Origin of the sequence: Microbulbifer variabilis ATCC 700307, assembly GCF_000380565.1 — a bacterium.
GTDB lineage: Bacteria > Pseudomonadota > Gammaproteobacteria > Pseudomonadales > Cellvibrionaceae > Microbulbifer > Microbulbifer variabilis.
The window spans coordinates 23,720-48,727 of the sequence record NZ_AQYJ01000022.1 but is presented as its reverse complement, the minus strand read 5'-3'; the positions used below and the strand labels follow the sequence as shown (position 1 = coordinate 48,727).

Here is a 25,008-nt window from a genome sequence, read left to right as displayed (position 1 = left end):
TCTGTCTGAATGCAACGACTTGACTGGCGGAGCCCAGCAAAATGCTGGGCAGATCACAACCTCAGATTATACCCTGTATACTGATACATCCCTGTCATATTTATTTGCTAGAAAGTCTCGTATCTTCATATGGGATGCATTTCAAATGTTCAAAAAATTTTTATCTTTTTTAATAATACTTTCTTCCGTTGCTGCAAGTCTTACCTGTGCCGAAACAGATAGTTCTTTTGACAAGAATAAGCGCACTCTGGTCATTGCCCATCGTGGAGCATCTGCCTATTTACCGGAACACACCCTGGAGGCTAAAGCACTGGCCTACGGTATGCGCCCTGATTATATCGAGCAGGACCTGGTTCTTAGTAAAGATAACCACCTGATTGTAATGCACGATATTTATCTTGATAGCACAACCGACGTTGCTGATGTTTTTCCCGATCGGGCCCGTGAGGACGGCCACTTTTACACTATTGACTTCACTTTGGAAGAACTGAAAAAACTACGTGTCAGTGAAGCATTCATCATGGGTGAAGATGGACCTCAGGCGAAATATCCACATCGTTTCCCCCTGTGGAAATCCAGTTTCCAACTCTCTACATTTGAAGAGGAAATTGAACTGATCCAGGGATTGAACCGCTCACTTGGCTATGACATTGGTATCTATCCGGAAATCAAAAAACCCTACTTTCATCACTGGGAAGGTAAGGACATTGCCGCAATTGCACTGGAGAAACTTAAGCAATACGGTTACATCAACAGGGATCAAAAAATCTTCTTCCAGTGTTTTGATGCTGAAGAATTACAACGAATTAAATATGAATTAATGCCTGCTCTCGATATGGACATCCCTCTGGTTCAACTTATTGCAGCAACCAGCTGGGGAGAGAAATTAATTCAAGTTAACGGCAATATTCAAAATTACGATTATGATTGGATGTTGGAACAGGGCGGTTTGCGTAAGATTGCCAACTACGCAGATGGCATCGGCCCCTGGTACCCCATGCTGATTGAAATTCAGGATGGAAAACCACGTGCCAATAATGTCGTACGCCGCGCTCACCGCAGACATTTACAGGTACATCCTTACACTTTCCGCGCCGACCCAGAAAAGCTCCCAGAAGAGTTCGAAAGTTTTAATCACTTTTTACATTTTGCCGCTTACCAGTTACACGTGGATGGTTTATTTACAGATCACCCCGATCAGGCAGTCAATTACCTATCCCGCGGCAACCGTAAGCAACATCAACAGTAAGTAAATCAAGCGAAAAAAAAGGCCACTTTTTAGCGGCCTTTTACTTTTAGTCGAACTTTGAGAAGTCTGCGGGACGTTTTTCCATAAAAGCAGTCGCAGCTTCTTTGAATTCCTCCGAGGCTAGTCGATCCTTGAAGTGGCGCCCCTCATCCTGGATAAACTCCAGTCCTTTTTCCAGTGTCGCCTGACGTAATAATTGTTTGGTCAAGCGCACAGCTGCCGGTGCCTTTACCGCAAGTTCCAAAGCGGCCTCTCGAGCACGAGCAATCGCTTGCTCAGGTTCCACCGCCGCATTACAAATACCAATATCCACAGCCTCCTGTGCAGAAAACTTCTTGCCGAGTAATAGAAGTTCTGAAGCTTTGGCATGGCCAGCAATACGGGGGAGCAAGTAACTGGAACCGTACTCGGGACAAAGCCCCAAGTTTACAAAAGGCATTTGGAACATAGCATCATGACCGGCAAAGGACAGGTCACAGTGCAACAGCATAGTGGTGCCGATACCTACCGCCGGACCATTTATCGCTGCTACAACAGGCTTGGGGAAGCTGTAAAGCGCACTCATGAACTGGAATACCGGTGACTCTTCACCCTCAGCGGAACCGCCGAGGAAGTCTGTTAAATCATTACCACTTGTAAAAATGCCCTCTGCACCAGTTATGATGACCACTCGAATATCGGAGTTATTCGCTGCACTATTGAGCAGCTCAGCCATAGCAGTATACATGGCCATGGTCAGAGCATTTTTGCGTTCCGGGCGATTAATGGTGATTTCCAGTATACGGTCGTTGACCTGGGCCAGAATTTCCGTACATGCACTTTGCATATTATTCTCCGGGTATAGAATCATTTGAGACTGCCAAACAGTCTTTTATATTGGCCTGTCATAGAGCCGTTTTGCATTAAAACGACTCCAGCTATCCACTCAATGAGCGGATCAATAACAGAGAGCACCTATTCAGGCGATTCATATTACCGGCTGCACTCGCTTAGGCGAGTTCATAACCAACCACTTTCGTTGACGGGATTAACCCGGCAGCTGAGAGTCACCGGGAGGGCTGCACCGCTAGCCTTTTACCGCAGGGTCCCTTCGTAGAGGTTGACACATACAGTGAACGCCGCCACCCCCCGGGGTGATCATGGAGATGTCTGGATCAATCACTTCCAGCCCATGAGCGCGGCATTTCTCCGCCAGGCCAGTGTTAGCCTTAGGCAACATCACCCGGTCGTTGCCCAGAGCCACCACATTAACCCCGAGTTCCAAAACTTGAGGGAAAGGGATATCGATAATCCCGATATTACGGCTCTTAAACCACTGCACCAACTCAGGCTCTACAGCATCAACACAAATAGCTGCCAACTTCTCTGCCAGCATCGCCACCATGACATCAATATGCAGGAAGAAGGGGTCAAACTGGTAACCCTTCACTTCCCAGCCCTCTTTTTCCACCCAGCGTTGCATTTGCTCGAAGCCTTGGCGGCTAGTGCGCTCGCCAGAGTATCCACAAAGTATTACCCCGGGTTCTAACACCATGAAATCACCGCCTTCAAGAGAACCTGCAGTAATCACATCGTAAATGGGAATTTCCAGTTGGGCATATTTTTTGACGATGGGCACCCATTCACCACGACGCCAGGGACTGTACATCTGCGTCACTATCGGGCCCCAAGGAGTCATTACTGAGGAGTCACGCCCATAAATCTGGTAAGGCAAGCTACGATCGGCTGGAATCAGGTGTGTATTTACTCCCGCATGTCGATAAGCATCAAGCATCTCCGCGTGCTGGGCTTCAGCTACCTTGTGATCAAACTGCATTCCGAGGCGCTCGGCGCGACGGGCACTGGCATTACCAGTCCGCCAGCTGAAGTTATCCACAGGCCCGATAAGTACATCGCGCAATACGCCGTATTCGGAATCCATCCCCCAATTGGCAAGGGGAACTGTGCCGCCATCCTCATTGCGGTACTTCAGGGTAAATTCACTCATCTAATCCATCCAAATTACTATTGCCGGGCCACTGGCTATATTCCCCAAAAGCCCATTCAGTCTTTAATTTATTTCTCTATAGCCTCAGGCCAAATCAGTACTGGAAAGCATTGCCTGCAACAAGACATTACAACCTGCCTCAAGATGTCCAGGCTCAGCGGATTCAGCCTCATTATGGGAAAGGCCACCTGCACAGGGGACAAAAATCATTGAGACCGGGGCAACCCTGGAGACATAAACAGAGTCATGCCCAGCACCGGAGACCATCTTGCGATGGCTGTAACCCAGGCTTTGCACAGCGCTGTCAACAGCCTCGATACACGCCTCATCGAAAGCTACCGGCGGCGAATACCATTCCTCCCGCACATCAATGGCAACACCACTGGCTTCCTGCACCTGCTCTGCCACTCGGTAAAGGCTGCGATGCAGGTGCTCTAACCCCTCTGGCTTGGGGTGACGCAAGTCCAGGGCCAGTACAACCTTTTCCGGCACTGTATTGCGGCTGCCCGGAGCTGCGCGCAGATCGCCACAGGTCATTCTGGCATCTTCAGAGTAAGCCTTTACTTCGCCGTAAAGCCTTTCACAAAGCCATGCCAAAGCCTGCACCGGATCACGGCGGTCCTCCATAGGCGTAGGACCGGCATGACAGGGAGTACCGAAAAAAGTGACATCGTACCAGCGGATACCCTGTACCCCGGTAACCACACCAATCACCTGATCCTGCTTTTCAAGAATCGGCCCCTGCTCAATATGAGCTTCGAAAGCCGCTTTTACCGGGAAGGGCTTGGCTGGCTCAGTTCCCAGGTATCCAATGCGCTCCAACTCCTGACCAATACTGAATCCCGCCTTATCAACACGGCTATGGCCGTACTCGAGACTGAACTCCCCAGCCCAAACACCAGAACCCACCATCGCTGGGGAAAAACGTGCGCCCTCTTCATTAGTCCACACGACTACTTCCAGTGGCGCTTTGGTCCTTATCCCCTTCTCCTCCAGAGTACGCAGTACCTCCAATCCCGCCAGTACTCCATACACACCATCGAATTTTCCGCCAGTAGGCTGGGTATCCAGATGGGACCCGGTGATAACCGCAGGCAAGCTATTATCTAAACCCGCTCGCCTGGCAAAGATATTTCCCATCCGGTCCACACGAATCTCGCAGCCAACTTCACGGCACCAACGCACAAACAAATCGCGCCCATTGCGATCTTCATCCGTCAGCGCCTGTCGATTGCAGCCACCAGCAGGAGTGGCTCCAATTTCAGCCATCTCTATCAAGCTACGCCATAGGCGTGCACCGTCGACACGCAGTTGTTGTACGGGGTTTTCCATTCAAAGAACTCCGGGCCTAATATTGAGCAACATACTAATCACTTTGCTGAAATTTTTGTTTTGATCCTGACTGGCTAAAGAGAGCAATATTCTGTAGCTGATCAAAACTCGACCAGGAAGCTGCCCACTATGCCACTCACCTACAGCTCATACCTTAAAGTAGACGAGCTTCTGCAATGCCAGAAGCCCCTTTCTGATGGCCCAGAGCACGATGAGCTTTTATTTATTGTGATTCATCAGAGTTATGAATTGTGGTTTAAGCAAATGCTGCACGAGCTGGACTTCCTCGTGAGCCTTTTCAATGCTGGCGAACGCAACCGCGCTCTGCATACGCTGAAAAGAGTGGATGCCATTTATCGTACCCTAATCCAGCAGGTAGATATCCTCGAAACCCTCACCCCTCTGGAGTTCCTCTCTTTCCGTGATCGTCTTTCAACCGCCAGTGGTTTTCAATCTTTTCAATTCCGCGAGCTGGAATTCTTATATGGAGCCAAGGATCCAAGAAAGCTCGATAACTATTTACCGGGTTCTGAACACTATGCTCGCCTGCAAAAGCGACTGAAATCCCCAACACTGTGGGACGCTTTTCTAAATTTCCTGGCTAAGGAGGGCCACCATATACCCAATAGTCTATTGGAGCGTGATTTTAACCTGGTTGCCGAACCATCCCCTGCGGTACAGCAAATTCTAATTGATATCTATCGCAATGATCCCCTGATTAGCGAGATTTGCGAGGCTTTGGTGGATATTGATACCTCACTACAACAATGGCGGTATCGGCACGTGAAGATGGTGGAGCGTACCATTGGCAGTAAGATTGGCACCGGCGGCTCTAGTGGTGTGGGCTACTTGCAAACTACCCTGTTCAAGGCCGTTTTTCCTGATCTGTGGGCTATCCGCTCAGAATTCTAGATACAACTCGGGACCTAAGAAAGTAGCTATGACTATAAGTCGGTGAATAGTCAAGTAGCTCTTCCTGCCCGTAAAACTGCGCAGGCATAAAAAAAGCCAGCACAATGCTGGCTTTTTAACTCTAACCCTCAACTAAATAGTTGAGTGAGCTTACTTCTCGAAGGGTACCAGTGACACCTGGATAACCGGGCTTACTTCCTTAGCCGCATCAGCAATCTGTACATAAGTATCGGCACTGGACTTGTTGTGCGCACGTACAATCACGATTGCCTGGGGATTCTCAGCGTACAGCTGGGCGATACGGGCACGAACCGCACGGCTATCAATTCTGCTACCCGCCAGAGTGATCTCATCATTGGCATTCACAACCAGTAGAATATTCTGATTACTTTCATCAGGTGGGTTCTGGTTGGTCTGATTCGGATCAGGCACATTTACGTCCAACGCTTTCTCTTTCACAAAGGACGCCGTCACAATAAAGAAGATCAGCATGATAAACACAACGTCCAGCATGGGCGTCAGGTCGATATCCGCCTTTTCTTCTTCTACGGCCTTTCCGCGTCGTCTACTCATAAAACACCGTGCAATTATCAAATACCAAAGGTGCCGGATTAACCGGTCTAATCTGGTGGGCAAGATTGCCGCGAATCGGCAAGCATTGCAAGCACAACCTATAACTCAGACAAATAGTCCATAAAAATCAATAGCTTACAAAATAATCCCAGCCCCGCAGATCATTTTTTGAGCGAAAAAATCCGACTAGCGCTGTTCTAAATAGTTCTGATAATCCGGTACTTCACGATTGAAAGCCTGATCCATCAAGGCCGACTGCACAATCATATCAGCACTGCTCGAATTACAAGCCACAGGGATATTCCAGGCTGCCGCGATACGCAATAGCGCTTTAACATCCGGGTCATGTGGCATCGGCTCAAAAGGGTCCCAAAAGAAAACCAATAGGTCGACCTCTCCCTCACTGATTCTGGCCCCCAATTGCTGATCCCCACCAAGGGGGCCACTTAGCAACCTTTCCACCCTCAGGCCCGTGGCCTCCTCAATCTTGCCACCGGTAGTTCCAGTAGCCAGGAGGTTGTGCTTTTCCAGAAGCGCGCGGTGGCGCAAACACCAGTCGATCATTGTTCCCTTGCGGTTATCATGTGCCACTAGAGCGACGCGTTTGGTAGCAGGCAGGGCTTTAGAGATAAATTCCATTGGAACCTCGGCAGGGTGATTTTCTTCTATATTATCTTAATTCTGGCTTTTAGCTCTGGCATCCTCCCCTTGAAAACCCTTTGCCAATCCAATTAAGAAAATTCTCTCCCGCAGGAATATTTCCAGCCCGTTATAATAGGAAAAAAATCCTATCTATATAAAGGAGTGAGTATGAGTGTCGGTGCCTGGGAGCCACAGGTGAATGGCCAGCAAGAAGAAAGCCATTGGGAATTCAACCGGGATCAACTGCAGAGATTTATTGCGGCCACAGTGATAGATAGCCCTCTAGCAGAAACCATAAATGAGGAGGACCAACAAGCCTCACAACTTATCCGACTTCCAGCTCAACAGTGGCTGGAGCAAAGCCAGCATTGGAATAACGATCAGCTATGGCAACTGATACGTTTTTTCACACTCGCAGAAATGCAATTGGCCGGCTGGGATGCGGGAGCGGAGTCAGCCGTAATACCTTTAGCAAAGGTTCTTCGACAACGTAAAGCCGCGCTATCACGAGAACAGCTGCTGTGGATTCGCCAACACTCTGATAACCGCTATCTGCCATACGGGCCACTATGATCTAATCATTACTAATGAAGATAGCTAGTTGTTCGGTGAAAGAAACAGCCTGGTCTTTTCCTTTCACCGGAGCCCCATAAAAGAATCCACTAAAGTCCAACCTCCTCCCACCCAATTGCAAATATCAATCGCAATAACTTTGTTGCCGCCAACCCAGCCTGACATCTGCCCATGAACACTATTAACAAACTAAGCCCTTACAACTTTCAATAGAAAATGAACAAAAGTGATAATTCGTGGGCCGAATGCTGCCTAGTGAGACTACTTCAAGCTTCGAAACATCAACTGGGATTCACAAATGAGAGAAATACGTTCTTGTGTCACTATATAACAAAATGAATTGATTCGGTCTGAAGTAGGGACAATACAGAGTGTATGAATCAACAAACAACTAGTTAATCTACCCCTCTAGAACTTCCCCTCCTTTGGCTGAAAGAACTGACCTGCTTTTTATTTGGTAATCCTGTCACAAACATTGTGTAAACCCCTCAATCAGTTGGCACCCCTTAACCTGGAGCATCAAAACTAATCTATACATTGGTGTCGGAGATCGGCCATGTTGCCGTAGAACCATGGGTTACAAAAAGCATCATCTAATAATCTGCTCCCAAAGAACTGCTCTCATAAAACCGTATAAATAAGAAGGCTATATCGTCTGCCACTCACTTCCACTGCAAATACTTAATTTACACCGCACTAGTTACACTCAAGAACCACTCAAACTACATGATTTGCTTCACCACACTTATACACCCCGATAATAGATGCCTTTGCACAGCGAAATTTCCGGAGATACAAAGTGGCATGGACAGCCATCAGTTAGGTTTTGTTAGCATGATGAGTAGACAAGAAAGTTAAATTGCTTACTTAACTCATCTTAACCGTAGTGAGAAGCTTGCCAACAAAGAGAGTTGGCCACAAAAAATGTAGGACCATTAATCCATACGAAATTACTCAACTATTCACGTTTTAAACACATTTGATAAACGTGCACTACGATAAACAAAACGTGTCCATAACTTATCAAGAAACACAAAACGCCCTTCGAAATCCTCTTTGACAGGTCCACAAAATGGAAATAAGTTAAAAAAAACCATTTTTTTTAACTTAAATTGCAAAAAACCCTATAAAACACTTGCATTTAGGTATACAAATAAGCTGCAATTAGCGCCGCTTACTTGGAGGGACTCACTATCAATTGTTTTCTGCCGAAAACAAACGTCTTTAGTGACGCAATGCAACGCAAAGATGGCTGAGAATAATTGATAGGAATGCCTCCAATTTACTAAAACAAATCTTTTGCAGGGATAATTTAATGGCTACAAAGAAAGCCCCTAAGGTCGCTACTAGCGATATCGCTCAACTAGAAGCAGAGCTTCGCTCTTTGACCGCAAAACTGGAAAGCGCTCGAGTCAAACAAGAGAAAGACCTTTCCACTAAAGCAGAAAAATTGGCCATCAACGCCAAGAAAGCTGCAGAAAAAGCTAAAACCACCCAGGAAAAACTGGCCACTGTTCGCGCCAAGAAGAAGACTCCTGCACAGCAAAAGCAACTGCAGAAAGCCCGCGATGCCGCAGCAGCTGCCAAAACCGCAGCAACTGAACTCAAGAATGCCGCGGCTGAAGCCAAAGAAGAACTGGCTGCGATCAAAGCTGCCAACAAACTTGCCGCTAAGGTAGCTAAAGTTGTCGCTAAAGAAGAAACTGCTATTGCCAAAAAGCTGGCTACTGCTGACAAGAAGAAAGCCGCTGCTGAAGCCAAAAAAGCTGCTGCTGCTGCCAAAAAGGCCGCCGCTGCAGAGAAAAAGAAGGCAACTGCTGTAAAGAAAAAGCCTGGACGCCCGGCTAAAACTGAAGAAGCCAAGAAGAAGCCTGGCCGTCCGCCAAAAGCAGCAGCCGCTGAAGAGACTAAGAAGAAGCCCGGTCGCCCCAAGAAAACTGAAGAAACCAAGAAAAAGCCCGGTCGTCCCGCCAAAAGTGAAGCGGCAAAGAAAAAGCCAGGGCGCCCCAAAAAAGCAGACACTGCAGCCCCAGCTGCAACTGAAGCTGCTCCAGTGAAGCGCGGCCGCGGCCGTCCACCAAAGGCAGAAACTGCACAAAAGAAGCCTGGACGCCCAGCTAAAAGCGAAGAAGCAAAGAAAAAGCCAGGGCGCCCCAAAAAAGCAGACGCCGCAGCCCCAGCTGCAACTAAAACTGCTCCTGTAAAGCGCGGTCGTGGCCGCCCGCCCAAGGCCAAGTAAGTGCCCTAGCAACGGGAACTTGAACTCCCGCTGTACGAACCCCGGCTGGCCCGGGGTTCAGCTTTTCGTTTGCCACTCCTCCTATTCCAAGCCGCGTAATTCTCTCATTCTGGCCTGAGTCTGACTTTCTTAATTCGATGGTCCCTACCTAATTGCAAAACACAGTTCGCCCAGTTAGGCATATCCATCAGGATGTTTCGAGTTACTCTTTCATAATGCTGAACAAATCGCTCCAACTCTTCTTCTCGCATCCCCATACCAGTCCGCTTACGTAGCTTTTGCTCCTGCAGTTTTCGCCACTCAAGAATAGAACTCATATCTGGCGCCTTTAGCAATACCATAACTTCTACTTTATCGAAAAGCTGTTGGTAATGATCTTTGAGCTGTTGGTTGACGTAATTCCTCCAGATACCAGCTTGATCCTCTGTCTTTTCCAGAAGGTTTAATGGGTAATTTGCTCTAACCATTGGCCGAGCTCCAAGGCACCAGCCCTCAAACAGAACTATATCCACCTTCCCATTGTGTATCGGCCACCGATCATGAGGCGCCCTCTCATCAACAGTTTTGTCAAAACGGGGGAGAGCTATAGTCGTTTGACTGCTGGCATGACACAGAGCCTCAAGGATATCAATCCCCATTTGAACGTCATGAGTGCCCGGTACTCCCCTAGTTTGCAAAAGGGGGTGAACATCCTGTGCAAGTTGTCGTCGCTCTGCGCGGGTCAGGTAAATATCATCCAGGGAGAGTGCACAACAATCGAGTCCAAACTCTGACAAAACGCAACGAATAAAGTCTGTCAGTGTGGACTTACCAGTGCCCTGGCCACCGCTAATACCCACTACCAGCGTTTTTCCTGGTGCATGACACTCCTGCAACCACAATGCCAGCGGCAAATAATATTGAAGTACCTCTGAGTGAAACTCCGCTGGCAACTGATGCTGCGAAATAAAGTCCACGATACTGGAGCGCAAGTTTGTCCCGACAAGATAGCGGCTGCGCTCCACAATACTTTCGGGCCAGGTTTTTAGCATTTTTATTTCCTACAAAGAAAACGGGGGCCATGGCCCCCGCAATTAGTGATCATAAGACTATATAAAGCTAACTCCAGCGAATTTTGCCCAACCCGGTCCCAAATCGCTTTCCACGTAGATGTCCCGGTAGCACCAGCATCACCGGAGTGACCAGAAGCGTTAGTAATGTGGAAAAAGAAAGACCATACACAATAGCACTGGCAAGTTTGACCCAGAAGGAGGCTATCACTCCATCAACCACCACATTCCTGCCAACCATATCCACACTCACCCCCAAAGCCAGTGGTAATAACCCAAGAATAGTTGTGGCCGTAGTAAGAAACACCGGGCGCAGCCTCTGGGTAGAGGCCTTTAGCGCAGCCTGGGCTGGTGTGAGTCCCGGTTCACTCTTACGCACAAAATTGTAAGTATCAATAAGTACGATATTGTTGTTGACCACAATTCCCGCCAGAGCAACGATGCCAACTCCAGTCATAATGACGCTAAAAGTACTTTGGGTTACCAGCAGGCCGAGCATGACGCCAATGGTAGACATAATTACCGAGGATAGAATCAGCAATGACTGATAAAAGCTGTTGAACTGGGTCACCAATAAGATAAACATGAGGAATAGTGAAAGTAGGAAAGCAACGCCTAAAAACTGGAAAGACTCACTCTGCTCTTCATCTGCACCACGAAACAGTAATTCAATACTCGGATCCACCGGATTTTTTTCCAGCCAGGCCCGGATTTCTTTTACCTTATCATCCGGTAATACTCCCTCCTGGGCGTCCGCCTTAATCTGCATACGGGTTATTCCATCAATCCTCTCTATTTTATCAACCTTGGGCATGGCCTCTGTGTGTACAAAGCTACTGATCGGCACTGTACCTCGGGCCGTATTTACCTTCAGCTGCTCCAATGCGGTAATTCCACGGGCGCTCCTTGGGTAGCGAATACGAATATCCACCTCTTCATCAGTGTCATCGGGACGGTATTCGGCCACGCGCACACCATTTGTCACCAATTGTACTGCGCGCCCTACTTCAGTGAGATCCGCTCCATACAGGGCAGCTTTGGCTCGGTCCACTTGCACCTCCCACTGAATACCGGGAAGTGGGGCTGTATTCACAACATCCCGCAGACCTGTGAATTCATCCTCCATCGCCCGGTGCAATCGCCAAGTCTCCGCCAGGAGTTTTTCATAATCCTGCCCTCGTAACTCCAAGACAATATCCTTACCAACCGGCGGCCCTCCCTCCATAACATTGGCCGTCACCTTAATTCCGGCAAAGTTGGCAGTGCGTGCACGAATATCTTCAAATACTTCCCGGCTGCGCCTTGCCCGCTCTTCTGCCGGTAACAGCTCTACCAGCATATTGGCTATTTGATCCGGTGCCCTATCGGAATTACCGGATATTCCTCCAGAGCCAATAGTACTGTGAGCAACGCGAACTTCCGGTACGCCTAACACAGCCTTTTCTACATGGGCTACAAGTACTTTCTTTTCCGCCATAGACAAGTTGCCCTGAGCCCGAATTTCTACATTGCCATATTGCTCTTCAGTTTCCGTAAAAAACTCCACCCCAGCACCGTAACGGCCAAAGGCCATAAAGATCGCCACAAGTATCACTATCGTGGTTGCAAATGCTGCGGCGGGGCGACGCAGTACAAACGCCAGCAGGCGTGTGTAATATCCGGTAATGCCCGGCAGCAGGGTCGGCTCTCCCTCTTCCAGTTGCTTGAGGTGATTTCGAGTGGATGCAGTCAGATTACTCTTGCCAAACAGGGAGCCCAGCACCGGGGCAAAAAAGAGCGCGTACAACAGCGAACCCGCCAGAACTGCAAATACAGTCACCGGCAAATAACGCATAAACTCCCCGACAACTCCAGGCCAAAGCATGATCGGCAAAAAAGCGGCGAGCGTTGTCGCGGTAGAGGCGACCACCGGCCAAAACATGCGGCTGACTGAGGCGATATAGGCATTGCGTGCGCTCAACCCCTCAGCCATTTTGCGATCGGCAAACTCGGTGATCACAATGGAACCATCAATCAACATCCCGAGCGCCAGCAACATGCCGAACATCACCATAAAGTTGAAGGAGTAACCCAAATACCAGGTAACAATGGAACCAAATAGCAATGAAAAAGGTACGCCCAGACCCACGAGGATACCCGAGCGGAAACCAAGTGCGGCGACCACAATAATCATCACCAGCAGCATGGCTGTGAGAATATTGCCCTGCATTTCACTGACCATATCCCGCGCGAAGTTGGACTGGTCGAAGACAAATTCCACTTCCACCCCCCTGGGCAGCATATCCAGCTCTTCCTGTACAACCTGTCTGACACTGTCAGCCACATTTACGGAGCTGGCATCGTTACGTTTCTCGACATTAATTGCGAGACCGGGGCGGCCATTAATGCTTGTATAACTAACGGCATCTTTGAAGGTACGGCGGATATCGGTAACGTCTCCCAGGGTAATGACTCCATCGGGGGAGTTTTTTAAGGGGATCTCATAAACATCCTGGGCAGTTTCTATCAAACCTGGAACTTTTACTGAAAAACGACCGCGCTTGGTATCCAGTTCGCCGGCGGGAATCAGCAGATTATTACCCAGTACCGCATTAATCAGCTGGTTACTGGTTACCTGGTAATGCTCCAGGCGCACCGGGTCGATAATTGCTTCAACAACTTCTTCACGGTTTCCATGCAGGTCTGCACTCAGCACATCACTGAGATTTTCAATTTTGCGTTTTAGCCGTTGTGCACTGTCGAGTAAAACCCGCTCACTGACCTTTTCTCCAGAAAGAGTAACTACTATTGTGGGGAATGGCTGTGCTGAAGCCTCTTCAACTGTCGGCTCCTCCGCATCCCTGGGTAATTCGGCCCTGGCTCTCTCAACAGCATTGCGGATATCGTCCACGGCATCATCGACGTCGATTGCGGAATCAAATTCCACCACTATATAGGCGAGCGATTCCCGCGCGACGGCAATCACTTCGACAACGCCCTCGACTGCACGGATTTCCTGCTCCATTGGGCGCACTAACAGTCGAACTCCATCCTCCGGCGAGATTCCCTCATGGGTTACCTGCACCATAACAAAGGGTGGATTTACTTCGGGGCTGGATTCGATCGTCATTGCTCCGCGTGCCACCAGCCCCACCAGGACAATCAGCAGCATCAAGCAAAGCGTACTGCGATTTCTCTCAATCGCGCCTTCCAACAACTTCATTGCTGGTCACCTTCTACTATTGGGCGCTGGTCCGAGGCAGGTATTAAAACAGGCTCGGAGTTAGTATTTGCAGGCTGGGAAAGACTTTCAAAAGTCCGCTCGGGTGCAATCATTTCCACACGGACAATATCCCCAGTACTGACATATTCCTGGCCTACAGTAATTAATGTGACCTTGTCCGGTAGACCACTAACCCAGACACCACCATCCCCATCGCCCACCAGGGTGACATTAATAAAGTTAACCTGATTATTTTCATCGAGGATACGCACCCCCAGTTCACCCCGATCATCCAGGGTCAATAGCGAGGAATTGATATGATGTGCCAGGATTTCACCGGTAGGCAGGGCCAGGCGACCACTCAAGCCACCCCGTAGAGCATTATCAGGATTATTAACTGCAACCTCGACCCGGTAGGCACGGGTAATCTCCTGGGCCTGTTGGCTGATATAACGGACCTTACCTTGCACCGGTATTCCACGCTGTAATTGCGCGCTGGCTGGTCCCCCTGGAATTAGGTGGCCTACTTGGTTTTCCGATACTTCTCCGACTATCAGGAGCGGGTCCAGATCCAACAGAGTGGCACACTCTTCACCGCGGCGAATAAAGTCTCCCAACTCTACAGCCCGGCTGTTAACAACGCCGTCAAAAGGGGCACGGATTTTTAAGTTATCAACCATAACCTTGGCTTGGATGTAGTCCGCTTGCGCCTGGGCCAATGCCACCTGCTGAGCAGCCATGGCGGTATCCGATTGCAACCCCTTCTTTTTCAAGCGCAAGGCACCGGCATAATCCAACTCAGCCTTGCGCTGGGCTGCCTCCGCTAGCACCAATTTATCCAGACGATCCTCCGCTTCAATTTCGCAGATCACCTCTCCGCGTTGCACAGAACTGCCCTCGGGCACAGGCAGATTGGTAATGATCCCATCCAGTTCCGCACGCAGGCGTACACTGCGGTTAGCTTCTGTGTGCCCATTTACCAGTGCCTGGGTTGCATAGGACTGTGCCTCGATACGCTGGGCCTGGACGCGCATAGTCGCCTCGGGCTTTATACCTGCCGCCGCTTTCTCCTCTTCCTCAACAGGATCACCCGAACGCAATTCGCCGCTGAACAGCCAGGCAAATGCCAACAGGCTGATGAACATTGCCATGCGGTAATTGCGGTTAGACCAGATGGATGCCAATAAACTCATAGCTATAAAAACCTGTTGAACAAAGGTAAACAGGCCCCGCTTCAATGGAGCAGGGGCTTAAGCAGGCCAAATTTTACACAGCACGGCCATATTCCAAAATTGAATTTTGCTGGAAATAGACCAACTGACGTGACGACAGGGCCGATTACATCCACAGAGGTCTGAGAGACTCTGAGTATATGGGGAGCCTAATCACAGCGTTGGTTTTAACCGGGAATTTAACCTAAAGAGGAGGGAAGGCTGGCCACTGCCAAATTCTGACTAACTACCTAGGGCCACGACAGCAGCTCAACCCTCTTAAAGATTAAATTGGTTTGATACTCATGAGAGCATGGATTCGAGGAAGCCGAGCATATCAGATTCATCATCGACCAACTCGCCAGAACCAAACTCCGCATTCCAATCGAGCAGTATTTGCGCCAATGCACGAGCCTGCTCCGCAAGGGCAAGGAGTTCCTCGCGACTATTCTTGGGACCAGTATAAAGTTTCAGCCTGCGGTGGCTATCCGCCAACTGGTGGCCCGGATACTTGGAGCGGTAAACCTCTAGTTTCCAACGCAGTGAATGCACCATGTTGCGATAAAAAATCAGCTTAGCCGGTAACTGCAATAGGGAGAGGTCTTCCAGATCACCAAACAAAGTACAATCGAGGCCTAGTACCTGAGTCTCACGGCTATGACGCGCGGCAAATACATTGGCACTGCGCGGCTCCGCCAGCAACATCGACAAATCGCCAAATAATTCTCCCGGCCGAATAACTGCCAAGGTACGCTCCGGGGACACCCCCAAACCATTACCGGTATTTTCCATCTGTACCTGCAACTCACCACGCAACAGGAAATAGACCCATTGATCCACATCACCGGCGCGCAACAGTTGCTCTCCCGGCTCCAGGCTTACCAGCCTGGATCGCTTCAACAGTACATCATACTGCCATTCACTGGCTGCGCGAATATCACGAAAGAGATGAATGACATTGAGCAGCCGATCCACGGCATCCCGCGGGTAATCGATAAGAGGTTTAATTTCCATGCGTACGACAAATTAGTGAAAACTATTCCATTTTTTTGGAAACTGTGGCCAAAGCGACTTTATAAAGCGCGATTCTAAACGATAACAGTCTGCAACACCCATCCTGACTTGTGACAATCGTTTCCCGCTGTGATCGTCCAATCACCTGTAGGAGGACATTCTAACCGCTCTAGGCTTGAACTCCATTGCAGTTGCAGTAGAGTTAGACGAAGTGGTGAGTACAGTGTGCTCGCTCACACTTTGAATGCGCACTTTTTCATCTGACTTGTGTGCACTGGGGAGGGGCCCCAACTTCTTAATTACCGGAACCTCTTAATCCGGGTAATCAGACACCGTAGAACAATGAAATCGATAAAAATTGTCTTCTCACTTTTGGTGTTTACACTTGCTGTATCTGCAAAAGCTGCACCACTCCTAAACGGCCTCGCGCTCGAAAAGCAATTCAACAAAGAGCTCTACATCGCCGCCATCTATTCTGAAAACCTCAGCGGTGACTCCGCCGGGCTACTTAATAGTGAATTGCTACGACGGCTCGAGGTGCGTGTACTAGCCAGTAGCCTGCCCGCACGCCGATTCCGCAACCAGTGGATGGAAGGCATCGCCATTAACAACCGCGGCGATACCTTGAGCAGCCAGGCTGAAACCATGGTGACATTTGCCAATCTGTTTAAGGGGCGCTTTTTACGCGGGGACCAGTTGACCATTGATTTTGCCGCAGATACCGGCATCACCACCGTAGCCTTAAACGGCATTACTCTGGGCGAGATCAATGATCCCGATTTCTTTGATACCCTGATGCGTGCCTGGGTTGGTCCTGTACCGCCATCCACAGATTTCCGCGATGGTCTGCTCGCTGCGGGAAATATTCCCAGTGGCCTACTCACTTCCTTTGAAGCACTCGAGCCCAGCAGTGAACGCATCGCCGAATTGCAGCTGAAGCAAATCAGCCAGGAAGAAGCCCTAGCGGCTGCCCAGGAGCCGGAAAAAGAGGAGGTATTACCCAAACCGACTCTGGCCGCAGTCGAACTCGCCCCCCCAACAATGACCCTAACACCCGCGGCTGCCGAGACTATTGAGGTCATAGACTTGGTAGAGAGCGCGGCCGGAGCTGAGACAACAGACCAACTCCTGCAGTCAGCAGGTGAACCGCGCCAACTCGCAGGTGTAGACAGCGCAGAGGCCAACCAACTGGCTGCCACTGACGCCATGGAGTCCTCCGCCGACACTGCGGAAATGCTTGAGGAGGAAGAAGAAGCCCCTCTCACCGCAGATATGATTCTCGCCCGTCAGATATTCCATTCCACCCTATTGCGCCATACTTTCAGCCATATTCGTTACCCCAAACGCGCCCAGGAACGCGGCCAGGAAGGCAGTGTACGCTTGCATGTGGTAATTGATTCTGCTGGTGATATCCAGGAAATTCAGACGGTACAGGATTCTCGCTACAGTATTCTCAATCGCGAAGCCCGTGCTGCTGTTGAGCGGGCAGCCCCCTACCCCTCTGTGCCCACACAGCTCGGGAGCGAGGGCTTTAGCTTCTCACTGCCAATTACCTTTAACTTACCAGACTAAGTCCCATCCCAATAAGGTCCCAGCTTATGGGGCCTTATTACTGGCTCAAACTGATACTTTTACCGCCCTCATCCCATTCTTTTTACTTGCTCCCTCCGCAGTCTATCGCGACCAATCTCCCTCTGAACGCAGTTCCCCTTGTCCTGGCCTGAGGTCACCTCTTACCATATGCGGCTGTTTTGACCGATGAAAATTTAGCCAATAGAGCAAAAATGAAAAAATTATTATTACCAGTCGCTATCGCGGGCATCCTTACCGGCACCCAACTATCAATAACAGCCCAGGCACACGATCACGGCAATTCTGGCCATCATAAAGCCGCTAGCCAGCAGGAGCAGCTCTCCTCAGGCATTGATCTCAGCGCCATGGATACTAACGTACGTCCACAGGATGACTTCTTTGCCTATGTAAACGGTACCTGGCTGGAAAACACCGAAATCCCCGCTGACAAATCCCGCTGGGGTGGCTTCTCAATCCTGCGGGACCAGAGCACCGAGCAGGTAAAAGCCCTCATTATGGAAGCGGGCAAGGGCGCCAAAAGCGATGGCGCTAAACAAATTGGTGACCTCTACAACAGCTTTATGAATGAGAAGCTGATTGAGAAAAAGGGCTTGTCTGCCGTTTCCGGTGAACTCACCAAGGTAGACGCTATCAAGTCCCGTAAAGACCTAACTGACTTCTTCGCTTATGCAGATATCGCCGGCTACAACGTTCCTTTCGGCGGTACTATCTATCAGGACCTGAAGCAGGTTGAAAATTACATAACTTTCCTCTGGCAGGCGGGTCTGGGACTGCCGGATCGAGATTACTATTTCGAGGATACCGAGAAGAGCAAGAAACTGCGCAAAGCATATAAAGAGTACTTGGCACAAATCCAGGAGTTGGCTGGGCTCGACAATGCCAAAGCTTTCTCTGACAAGATCTTCAAACTGGAAGAGAGCTTAGCTAAGCACCAGCGCAGCCGTCTGGATAACCGAGACCCCGAGAAGTACTACAACAAAAAATCTGTTGCGGAGCTAAAGAAGCTGATGCCGGCGGTAGACTGGGACAGCTATCTGGCCAAGGCCAAGCTGGGTAAGGCTGACAGCTTCATCGTCGGCCAGCCCGAATACCTGGAAGCGGCCAACCAGATTATCACCGATACCGATATGGCCACCTGGAAGCGCTATCTAAAGGTCAAAGTCCTATCCGCTATGGCGCCCTATATGCACAGTGAACTGGCACAGGCCCATTTTGACTTTTATAGCACCACTATTCACGGTGTAGAGCAAATGGAACCCCGCTGGAAGCGCGGAGTACAGTTCGTCAACGGCGCGGTGGGTGAGCTTGTCGGCAAGCGCTACGTAGAAAAGCACTTCCCGCCAGAGGCCAAGGAGCGCATGGTCGTTCTGGTGGATAACCTGAAAGCGGCCTACCGTGAATCCATCCAGTCTCTGGAGTGGATGGGGGAGGATACCCGCAAGCAGGCGCTGTTTAAGCTGGATAACTTCACCACAAAAATCGGCTATCCCGATAAGTGGCGCGACTACTCCGCCCTTCAGGTGGATGCCAATAACCTGGTAGGTAACGTGCTGGCCGCCAACTTGTTTGAAGCCAGCTTCGAGCGTGACAAGCTGGGTAAACCTATCGATCGCAGCGAATGGGGCATGAGCCCACAGACCGTTAATGCCTACTACAACCCGGCGATGAACGAGATTGTTTTCCCGGCCGCTATCCTGCAACCACCTTTCTTCAATGTAAATGCGGACGACGCGGTGAATTATGGTGGTATTGGTGGAGTGATCGGCCATGAAATTGGTCACGGCTTCGACGACAAAGGCAGCAAGTTCGATGGCAAGGGCTATCTGAACAACTGGTGGACAGACTCAGACCGAAGCAACTTTGAAAGCCTCACCAGCAAGCTGGTCTCCCAATACAACGCTTTCGAACCGCTGGAAGGCGAACATATCAATGGCGAGCTGACCCTGGGTGAGAATATCGGTGATCTTTCCGGTCTGGGCATCGCTTACAAAGCCTACAAAATGTCCCTTAATGGCAAAGAGGCTGCGGTGATTGATGGCTTCACTGGCGATCAGCGTGTATTTATGGGCTGGGCCCAGGTTTGGCGCAGTAAAATGCGCGATAAAGCGCTTAGCGGTCGTATGAAAACAGATACCCATTCTCCCGCCGAATACCGGGTCCAAGGCGTATTGCCCAACATTGAAGCTTTCTACGAGGCGTTCGATGTAAAAGAGGGTGACGGCATGTATCTGCCTGAGGAAGAGCGGGTGAAAATCTGGTAACGGACTTTCCTCTCAAGACCGGCCGCCGCCAGCGGCCGGTCATCCTTATCCCTGCGATATCTCTCCTCCCGCCCCTCTCTGCACTATTCACTGCCCCGCGCCAATTTCGCATATTTCATTGCCACTACAGCCTAGACAACTTGTAGCCGCTATGGCGTAACATAGGTAAGGTGCTTACTGGAAAGAGATTATTTATGGCCCACCGCACCCAATTCCAGCTGCTAAGCAGCCGCCGTTTTCTGCCTTTCTTCCTCACCCAGTTTCTCGGTGCCTTTAACGATAATGTTTATAAAAATGCACTGATCGTGATGATTGCTTTCCGCTTGGTAGAGAGCGAGGCCAATGCCCTGATTAATGTGGCTGCGGGCCTGTTCATCCTGCCTTTCTTTCTCTTTTCCGCCTCCGCCGGGCAACTGGCCGACAAGTACGATAAAAGCCGTCTGATCAGGCTTATCAAGCTCGGGGAAATCTGTATTGGGGCACTTGGCGTCACCGCACTTTACAGTGGAAATAATGTATTCTGTCTCGCCGTGCTCTTCTTGCTTGGTATACAGTCCGCTTTCTTCGGCCCAGTTAAATATGCCATCCTGCCGCAACACCTGAAGCGCTCTGAGCTGGTTGGCGGCAATGCATTGGTAGAGATGGGAACCTTTGTCGGCATCCTTACCGGGACCATCGTCGGCGGCCTGCTGGCAGGGATAACCGGCCAGGGAGAAAACGGCCTCTTCTACCTAAGCCTGGTGATTATGGGGGCGGCAGTCCTGGGATACCTGACTAGTCGCAGTATTCCACTGGCTCCAGCACCAGCGCCAAACCTACGCGTCAACCCAAACCCTTTTACCCAAACAGAAAACATCCTGGTTCAGACTTCCAAAACCCCATCCATTTTCTACGCAATTATTGGTATTTCCTGGTTCTGGTTAATGGGTGCAGCCTACTTGACACAGATTCCCAGCTTTACCAAAAATGTTCTCGGCGGTGACGAATCCCTCGTCACCCTGCTGTTATGTACCTTTACCATTGGCATAGCCCTGGGTTCACTGCTATGTGAGCGCTTGTCGGATGGAAATATTGAACTGGGCCTGGTTCCCCTTGGGGCCGCCGGCCTTACTGTTACCGGTATTGCCCTATCTGTTTTCGGCAGCAATTTTGTCGAATTACAGCAGGCAAGCCTGGGCGCTTTCCTCAGCAGTGACGGAGCTTACCCAATCCTCACCTGTCTGGTTCTGATCGGTATCTGCGGGGGACTCTACATAGTACCTCTTTACGCGATGATGCAAGACCGTTCAGCCGCAAAAATTCGCGCACAAATTATCTCCGTCAACAATATCCTCAACGCGCTGTTTATGGTGGTTTCCGCCTTGCTCGGCCTGTTCTTCCTGAATATCCTGGAAGTCACCATTCCACAGTTCTTTCTGGTAATTGCCTTGATGAATGCCGCTGTGGCCACCTTCGTATTTACCAAGGTGCCCGAGTTTGCCATGCGCTTACTGATCTGGATGCTTTCCCATACGATGTACCGGGTAAAGCACGAAGGGCTGGAACAGATACCCGCAAATGGTCCGGCACTAATTGTGTGCAACCATGTCAGTTATGTCGATGCTTTACTATTGGCCGGCGCCGTGCGACGCCCGATTCGCTTCATCATGTACAAGCCCATTTACCAAATTCCGGTCTTGCATTTTATTTTCCGAACCGGGCGCGCCATTCCCATCTGCTCCAAGGCGAAGGACCCAGAGGGTTACGAAAAAGCTTTCCAGGAAATTGAACAGGGGCTGAAGAATGGCGATCTACTATGTATTTTCCCCGAGGGACAACTGACAAAGGATGGAGAAATACAACCGTTTAAAGCCGGTATTGAAAAAATATTGGCGCGAACCCCGGTGCCGGTAATTCCTATGGCGCTAAGGGGCTTGTGGGGCAGTTTTTTCAGCCACAAGGATGGGCACGCTTTTTCTACCTGGCCTCGGCGCTTCTGGTCCAAAGTGAGCGTAGTTGCCGGTAGTCCAATTGAGCCCCCCGAGGCCAAGGCAGAAATACTCCACGATGAAGTTTTAGAATTGCGCGGCGAACAGCGCTAAAAGCCCTTATTCCCGGGGCTGACCTGCATGCTCAGCCCCAGTTCATTGTTACGATACTGAGCCACAGTCTCCCAAACGCTAACCTTTCCCCACCTAGCTCCGCTCTGACGCTCCACTTATTGTACAGAATGTGCCTAGAGTATGGCTGTCAGTTATTTATACGACTCTGCACAATCCTATTCCCAGAATAAGCGGCGATGGCCAGAGAAAATCAATTTAAACTGCTGGGCAAACGTCGCTTTCTGCCACTCTTTTTATCTCTCGTCACCACCTTTTTCAACGATGATTTATTCCGGAATGCTCTACTGGTCATACTGGCATTCCAGCTGGCAAAGTCAGAAGCCAATGCCCTGATCAACTTCGCCACCGGTTTTTACTTACTCCCGTTCTTCCTATTTTTAGTTACCGCAGGGCAATTGGCAGATAGGGTAGATAAAAGCCGTATGCTGCGAATCATCAAACTGATAGAGATTCCTATAGTTCTACTGGGTGCGGCCGCCCTCTTTATTGGCAGTAAAATTCTGCAGCCCATTTGATTAACTGGCTCCACTGATTATTTATGACACGGTGCCTCGACAAGTCCGCTTTATACTGCCAAGAAGTATCGGCACTTCTGCGATTCACACTGAAACATGGCGGCCCCTCTCCTATTTGGTATGACTTACCCACAGGGGACTTCACAAAGACCACTCGTGCCGAACTGGAGCGGGCCATCGGTCAGGGCGAGCTACTGTGTATTTTTCCTGAGCTAGAAGTTGGTGAACGTACTTGGGATAGACGGATAGGGAAAATCCTTGCGCACAGTGAACTTCCAGTCATTCCGCTACTTTTAACAGGAAAGACGCAATCGGGTTCAATTCAAGATACACAGGGCAATAATGAACATCATCATCTATTTAGACGGCTTTATCTCCTCGCTGATAAGCCTATTAATGGCGCCAGTGTAAATAAAGCGAGTATTGAGCGACAGTTTTCTTATCTATGGAAAAAGTATTTCTAGCTTGAAACAAGCCAGGCAAATATGACTGCCACAACCTGCTAGCATTCTTATAACTAGCATCTTGATATTTCCACACTATTGGGCGGCGAGGCTGCGTTTACTGATGCCCTAGATACTTAGAGCCTCTCGGCAATATCCAGCGCTAATAATTCTATGAAGCGAGCATCAATGGCTCAGCACAATCAATTCAAACTGCTATGTAGACGCCGATTCCTGCCATTATTTCTGTCGCTGACTACCGCGGCATTCAATGACAATATATTCAAAAATGCGCTCCTGGTAATGTTGGCATTCCGCCTATCAGAAGGTCAGGCCAACGCACTGATCAACCTGGCTACCGGCTTCTATATATTGCCCTACTTCTTATTTTCCATTACCGCCGGGCAGTTGGCCGACAAGTATGACAAAAGCGTAATCATCAGAATATTGAAGCTGGCTGAGATTTTTATTGTGATACTCGGGGCCTATGCCCTGATTTACAACAGCCGTACCTTGGACTTTCTTGTGCTCTTCCTGCTGGCAGCACACACAGCGATCTTCAGCCCAGTGCAATATGCCATTTTACCCCAGCACTTGCAGCGCCAGGAGTTAATGGGCGGTAACGGGCTTGCACAAATGGGCTCCTTTGCCGGGGTACTTATCGGTACCATTGCCGGCTCTCTACTGGCTGGCTATACCAAACCGGGACAGCCTGGTCTATTCGATATAGGCTGGATCATGGTCATCGTCGCAATATTTGGCTACTTAACTAGTCGCTGGATCCCGACAGCACCATCATCGGCTCCCAAGCTACATATCGGCTGGAACCCCCTGTCACAGGCTTGGCGCATCTTACGGCTGACCATAAAAACACCATCTGTTTTTTATGCAATTATTGCCTGTTCCTGGTTTTGGCTGGTGAGCTCAGCCTATTTGGCCCAGATTCCCAGCTTCACTAGAAATATACTGGGCGCCAGTGAACCTGTTATCACCCTCATCTTATGCTGTTTATCTATTGGGGTCGCGGTAGGCTCACTGATGTGTGAGAGTCTCTCCAGGGGACGAATTACCTTCGGTATCGTGCCTGTCGGTGCGTTAGGTATAACACTGGCCGGTCTTGGGTTGGGTTGGAGTGCCGCCCAGTTTGAAACACTATCCGGGGCATCGGTAGCAGAGTACCTCCGCAGCGATGGCGCCTATGCAATCCTGATATACACCGCTTTACTGGGCATTTTTGGAGGTATTTTTATCGTTCCACTCTATACCATTATTCAGGACCGAACAGAAAAAACGGTTCGCGCTCAGGTTTTATCTCTCAATAACGTACTTAACGCTTTCTTTATTGTAGCTATCTCACTGCTGAATATCGTATTTTTGGACGTGTTGAAAATCACCATTCCACAGTTGTTTATTCTCATCGCTCTTTTAAATATTGCAGTCATAACCTTCCTCTTTTGCAAATTACCCGAATTTATTGTGCACCTGATAATCTGGTTTTCATCTCGCCTTTTGGTCCGCACAACACACGGAAACCTCAATCAAATACCCAAAAAGGGCGCGGCTCTATTGGTTTGCTCTCCTGACGGGAAACTTGCCCCTCTACTATTAATGGACACGTTTTCACGCCCTATTCGTTTTGTGTTGCCCAGGTCTATCTATGAAGCACCGGTATTGCACTTTATATTCAAGAATTACGGCACCAATCCCATCATCCATGACATAACCGAAGCTGAAGAGAAAGTATCTGGAGACATCCAAAATGCGCTAGGCAATGGTGATCTGGTTTGCTTATTCCCCAGTACTGGAACGGATAAAGATCATACCCAAGATAACCGGGTCTCTATCGACAGAGTTCTGTCCGGCATAACTACTCCCCTTTTTCCTATCTTTTTACAGGGGCTCAATACGCACAGAAATAATAAGAGTAAAAAGCGGCAGAAACTTCTGTCCAAAGTTCATATCACCGCTGGAGCAGCAATTACTCCTGAAGATACGAAAACCTTTCACCAATGATCTCCAAGGGGTACTTGAGCAATTGTTCGTCGGCGCCAGTAATGCCCCTAGCTCCCCAAAAGCCATATTGCAAACTCACTGGCCCGACAACCCGAGAC

Annotated in this window: 19 protein-coding genes; 10 read left to right on the top strand and 9 right to left on the bottom strand. The window is 49.6% G+C overall.

Annotated features, from left to right (window positions below):
- Positions 1-145: 145 nt before the first annotated feature.
- Entirely contained in the window at positions 146-1,249 is a 1,104-nt protein-coding gene (gene glpQ / locus G367_RS0104365) for a glycerophosphodiester phosphodiesterase (protein ID WP_051089471.1), read from the top strand.
- A gap of 46 nt (positions 1,250-1,295) precedes the next feature.
- On the opposite strand, the gene G367_RS0104360 is transcribed toward glpQ, so the two are convergent.
- The 3 genes from G367_RS0104360 to G367_RS0104350 form a co-directional block, all read right to left on the bottom strand.
- Positions 1,296-2,075, bottom strand: a complete 780-nt coding sequence (locus G367_RS0104360; protein ID WP_020411885.1) for an enoyl-CoA hydratase — start codon at positions 2,073-2,075, stop codon at positions 1,296-1,298.
- Between the two features lie 240 nt (positions 2,076-2,315).
- Positions 2,316-3,236, bottom strand: coding sequence for a dimethylarginine dimethylaminohydrolase family protein (locus tag G367_RS0104355; protein WP_020411884.1), 921 nt, complete (start codon positions 3,234-3,236; stop codon positions 2,316-2,318).
- Between the two features lie 84 nt (positions 3,237-3,320).
- Positions 3,321-4,568, bottom strand: coding sequence for a Zn-dependent hydrolase (locus G367_RS0104350; RefSeq protein ID WP_020411883.1), 1,248 nt, complete (start codon positions 4,566-4,568; stop codon positions 3,321-3,323).
- A gap of 120 nt (positions 4,569-4,688) precedes the next feature.
- Between G367_RS0104350 and G367_RS0104345 the strand changes: the two genes are divergently transcribed.
- Positions 4,689-5,480 carry a tryptophan 2,3-dioxygenase gene (locus G367_RS0104345; RefSeq protein ID WP_281164325.1) on the top strand — a complete coding sequence of 264 codons (792 nt, stop codon included), beginning with the start codon at positions 4,689-4,691 and terminating at the stop codon, positions 5,478-5,480.
- A 150-nt stretch (positions 5,481-5,630) separates the two neighbouring features.
- On the opposite strand, the gene G367_RS0104340 is transcribed toward G367_RS0104345, so the two are convergent.
- The gene (locus tag G367_RS0104340; RefSeq protein WP_020411881.1) at positions 5,631-6,053 is read right to left on the bottom strand and encodes an ExbD/TolR family protein; all 423 of its coding nucleotides are present in this window, start codon (positions 6,051-6,053) and stop codon (positions 5,631-5,633) included.
- A gap of 186 nt (positions 6,054-6,239) precedes the next feature.
- Positions 6,240-6,692: a methylglyoxal synthase gene (locus G367_RS0104335; RefSeq protein WP_020411880.1), complete on the bottom strand. Its 453-nt coding sequence runs from the start codon at positions 6,690-6,692 to the stop codon at positions 6,240-6,242.
- Between the two features lie 171 nt (positions 6,693-6,863).
- On the opposite strand from G367_RS0104335, the gene G367_RS0104330 reads away from it, so the two are divergent.
- Together G367_RS0104330 and G367_RS0104325 are read left to right on the top strand one after the other, a co-directional pair.
- Positions 6,864-7,268, top strand: coding sequence for a hypothetical protein (locus tag G367_RS0104330; protein ID WP_020411879.1), 405 nt, complete (start codon positions 6,864-6,866; stop codon positions 7,266-7,268).
- A gap of 1,315 nt (positions 7,269-8,583) precedes the next feature.
- Entirely contained in the window at positions 8,584-9,507 is a 924-nt protein-coding gene (locus G367_RS0104325; RefSeq protein ID WP_020411878.1) for a hypothetical protein, read from the top strand.
- Positions 9,508-9,611: 104 nt separating this feature from the next.
- On the opposite strand, the gene G367_RS0104320 is transcribed toward G367_RS0104325, so the two are convergent.
- The 4 genes from G367_RS0104320 to G367_RS0104305 form a co-directional block, all read right to left on the bottom strand.
- The gene (locus G367_RS0104320; RefSeq protein WP_020411877.1) at positions 9,612-10,538 is read right to left on the bottom strand and encodes a hypothetical protein; all 927 of its coding nucleotides are present in this window, start codon (positions 10,536-10,538) and stop codon (positions 9,612-9,614) included.
- A gap of 67 nt (positions 10,539-10,605) precedes the next feature.
- Complete coding sequence (locus G367_RS0104315) at positions 10,606-13,758, bottom strand: efflux RND transporter permease subunit (RefSeq protein ID WP_020411876.1); 3,153 nt, start codon at positions 13,756-13,758, stop codon at positions 10,606-10,608.
- A complete protein-coding gene (locus tag G367_RS0104310) occupies positions 13,755-14,951 on the bottom strand; it encodes an efflux RND transporter periplasmic adaptor subunit (protein ID WP_020411875.1) in 1,197 nt (398 codons plus the stop codon). The genes G367_RS0104315 and G367_RS0104310 overlap by 4 nt, the downstream gene beginning before the upstream one ends.
- Positions 14,952-15,272: 321 nt before the next feature.
- Positions 15,273-15,983, bottom strand: coding sequence for a cyclic nucleotide-binding domain-containing protein (locus tag G367_RS0104305; RefSeq protein ID WP_020411874.1), 711 nt, complete (start codon positions 15,981-15,983; stop codon positions 15,273-15,275).
- Positions 15,984-16,325: 342 nt separating this feature from the next.
- On the opposite strand from G367_RS0104305, the gene G367_RS0104300 reads away from it, so the two are divergent.
- The 6 genes from G367_RS0104300 (at position 16,326) to G367_RS24895 (ending at position 24,910) form a co-directional block, all read left to right on the top strand.
- Positions 16,326-17,555: a TonB family protein gene (locus tag G367_RS0104300; RefSeq protein ID WP_020411873.1), complete on the top strand. Its 1,230-nt coding sequence runs from the start codon at positions 16,326-16,328 to the stop codon at positions 17,553-17,555.
- A gap of 212 nt (positions 17,556-17,767) precedes the next feature.
- Complete coding sequence (locus tag G367_RS0104295) at positions 17,768-19,837, top strand: M13 family metallopeptidase (RefSeq protein WP_020411872.1); 2,070 nt, start codon at positions 17,768-17,770, stop codon at positions 19,835-19,837.
- A 194-nt stretch (positions 19,838-20,031) separates the two neighbouring features.
- Positions 20,032-21,918, top strand: a complete 1,887-nt coding sequence (locus G367_RS0104290; protein ID WP_020411871.1) for an MFS transporter — start codon at positions 20,032-20,034, stop codon at positions 21,916-21,918.
- A gap of 197 nt (positions 21,919-22,115) precedes the next feature.
- Positions 22,116-22,454: a hypothetical protein gene (locus G367_RS0104285; RefSeq protein ID WP_020411870.1), complete on the top strand. Its 339-nt coding sequence runs from the start codon at positions 22,116-22,118 to the stop codon at positions 22,452-22,454.
- Between the two features lie 23 nt (positions 22,455-22,477).
- Positions 22,478-22,918 carry a lysophospholipid acyltransferase family protein gene (locus G367_RS0104280; RefSeq protein WP_020411869.1) on the top strand — a complete coding sequence of 147 codons (441 nt, stop codon included), beginning with the start codon at positions 22,478-22,480 and terminating at the stop codon, positions 22,916-22,918.
- A gap of 168 nt (positions 22,919-23,086) precedes the next feature.
- Entirely contained in the window at positions 23,087-24,910 is a 1,824-nt protein-coding gene (locus G367_RS24895) for an MFS transporter (RefSeq protein ID WP_020411868.1), read from the top strand.
- The last annotated feature ends 98 nt before the right edge of the window (positions 24,911-25,008 follow it).